The sequence below is a fragment of the Mycobacterium sp. genome, from assembly GCF_050701675.1.
GTDB lineage: Bacteria > Actinomycetota > Actinomycetes > Mycobacteriales > Mycobacteriaceae > Mycobacterium.
This window is the reverse complement of sequence record NZ_JBOGDD010000916.1, coordinates 1-2,224: the sequence shown is the minus strand read 5'-3', so window position 1 is coordinate 2,224 and position 2,224 is coordinate 1. Positions and strand designations below refer to the sequence as shown.

The 2,224-nt window shown below is 67.9% G+C and carries 3 protein-coding genes and 1 pseudogene; 2 read left to right on the top strand and 2 right to left on the bottom strand.

Features of this window, described 5'->3' with window-relative positions; genetic code table 11:
* Positions 1–73: 73 nt before the first annotated feature.
* A pseudogene (locus ACRDUX_RS27890) lies at positions 74–274 on the top strand (2Fe-2S iron-sulfur cluster-binding protein); the annotation flags it as partial.
* Positions 275–347: 73 nt separating this feature from the next.
* Here ACRDUX_RS27890 and ACRDUX_RS27885 read toward each other — a convergent pair.
* Complete coding sequence (locus ACRDUX_RS27885; protein WP_526418590.1) at positions 348–716, bottom strand: cupin domain-containing protein; 369 nt, start codon at positions 714–716, stop codon at positions 348–350.
* Entirely contained in the window at positions 713–1,840 is a 1,128-nt protein-coding gene (locus ACRDUX_RS27880; RefSeq protein ID WP_526418588.1) for an LLM class flavin-dependent oxidoreductase, read from the bottom strand. Before ACRDUX_RS27880 ends, ACRDUX_RS27885 begins: the two co-directional genes overlap by 4 nt.
* A gap of 185 nt (positions 1,841–2,025) precedes the next feature.
* Between ACRDUX_RS27880 and ACRDUX_RS27875 the strand changes: the two genes are divergently transcribed.
* Positions 2,026–2,224: SDR family NAD(P)-dependent oxidoreductase (locus ACRDUX_RS27875; protein WP_526418586.1), on the top strand; the 199-nt coding region annotated here is incomplete at its 3' end.

Below are 2,224 nucleotides of genomic sequence, written 5' to 3'. Positions count from 1 at the left end.
CATCTACTGCTGTGCCTCGCCACCGGTTCTGGAGTCGGAGCGACCGCTGACGGCACACTGGCGGGCTTCCCGCGTGCACTTCGAAGACTTCGGCGGAGTGTCGGCACTGGTCGAGTTTGCCGAGCCGTTCACCGCGATCTGGGCGCCTGCCGGTGCCACCGTCGAAGTGCCGTCACGCCAATCATTACTGGATACATTGACGGACAACGGTTTTGCGATGTCCAGTTCGTGCCGGACCGGCACCTGTGGAACGTGCCGCGGGGACGGTCACCATCGGACCGTACGACGACGGTACGGGGTAGTCGAGAGGGCGGCGTCCGGAACTGACCGCCGCCCTCTGTGCACTCTCAGGGCCCCGTGGTCCAGATCGTGTAGACCTTGCGGACCGTCTCGCGGATGTCCCAGGTGCCGCGCCACCCGTCCGGGGCGACGAGCACGACGCCTGGGGAGATCTCGTGGACCGTGCCGTCGACGGTGGTGATGGTGCCCGCGCCGGCGATGAAGTGCATCAGCTCTGTGTCGCCGTTGCGTGCGGACTCGAAGCGCCCGGGCGTGCATTCCCAGACGCCGCTACGCCCGCCCGCGTCGCGGTGCAGCACGTGAACCGACTCGACCGGCGCACCGGCGAGTACGCCCTCGTGCAGGCCGCGGACGGTCAGCTCCAACACCCCGGGCTCGGCGTCGTAGACGATCGCAGGGGTTGTGGCGCCGGTCATGCGTAGCTGACGGCGCGGGGGCCGATCGTGGCGATCTGCGGGCCGACCTCGCGGCCGAGGAGTTCAAGGTGGCGCCGGTAGGGCTCGGGGTCATGGCTGAAGTCGAAGGTGAACGACAGAAGGGCGCCGATGCCGCCGAGGTCCTCGTTGAACTGCGTGATCTTCTCAATGACCGTGTCGGGGGAGCCGACGATGAAGAAGTGGTCGACCATCCACTCAAGCGTCAGCTCGTCGATGGTCATGCCGGGGTCGAGGAGCAATTCGCCGAGCGCGTACGGCTTGCCGCCGCGGTCGCGGACGACGCGGAACGTCGGGAGCACGAGCTCATCCCAGGTGCGACCGGCCGGCCCCTCGAGGAACAGCCGGCGCGCCTCTTCGTCGGTCTCGGCGACGAAGACGTCGCGCATGACGCGCCAGTTCGCCCGGTCGGGCGTGTGGCCGACCTCGATCGCCGTGTTCGAGTACGTCTCCCACTGCTGGCGGAGCGCCGCCATGCCAACCTGCTGGCTCATCGGCGAGAAGCCGCGCCGGGCGGCGTCGGCGAACGTGGGCGACGTGGGCTGGACGCCGGTCATCACGACTTCGGGGTGCGGCCGCTGGAAGGGCTTGAGGTGCGGTCCATTCCACTGGTCGGAGTGGGCAGGCATGTCGACGGTCCAGAACTCGCCCTCGATGCGGAACGGCCCCTGGCGGGTCCAGATGGCGATGATGATGTCGATGGCCTCGTCCATCATCTTCGCGTTGTTCTGCAGCCCGCCACCGAACAGCTGCGCGTCCGTCGGGAACGAGCCGGGCGCGAAGCCCGCGATGTACCGCCCGCCCGTCAAGTGGTCGAGGTACATCAACCGGTCCGCGAGTGCGATGGGGTTGTGGTACGGCAGCAGGTGGGCCGCAGCGCCGAGTCGGAGCCGCTGGGTCTCGCGTGCTGCCGCGGCGATCATCAGGTCGGGAGCCGGGTTCGGCTCGTGGCCGATGGTGTGGTGTTCGGCGAAGAAGAGCTCGGCCAGGCCGTATTCGTCGGCCCACCTTGCGATTTGGAGGTCCCACTCGATCACCTCCTGCAGGGTGCGCCGGCCGGCGACGTACTCCTGCGCATACGGCGGGCTGAAGAGTCCAAGATCCATGGCGTAGCTCGATTCCTTTTCGGTGGTTCGGCGGTACCTTCCCAAGGTCGGTGAGCAGACGCGTCCCCGCAATTGGCGCCGACCTCAAGCGTTCGGCTTTTGGCTGTCGATGCGTACAGGCGCTTAGATCTCGGGCCAATGTGATGTGCACGGTTCATGTCCACGCACAGTGGCGCGCTGCGGGGGTGGCCGGGAAGCTGATCGCCATGGTTAATCGGCTGGAAGGCAAGGTAGCGCTGGTCACCGGCGCCGCACAGGGGCAGGGGGCTGCGCATGCGGATCTGCTCGCCCGTCAGGGCGCCCGGGTCATCGCGACGGATGTGCTCGACGAGCAGGGCGAGGCGCTCGCGGAGCAACTGGACGCCGAGGGCCTGCAGGTCGTCT

Coding starts and splice junctions, on each gene's coding strand:
- ACRDUX_RS27880 (WP_526418588.1), bottom strand. CDS start 1,840: ATGGATCTTGGACTCTTCAGCCCGCCGTATGCGCAGGAGTACGTCGCC.
- ACRDUX_RS27885 (WP_526418590.1), bottom strand. CDS start 716: ATGACCGGCGCCACAACCCCTGCGATCGTCTACGACGCCGAGCCCGGG.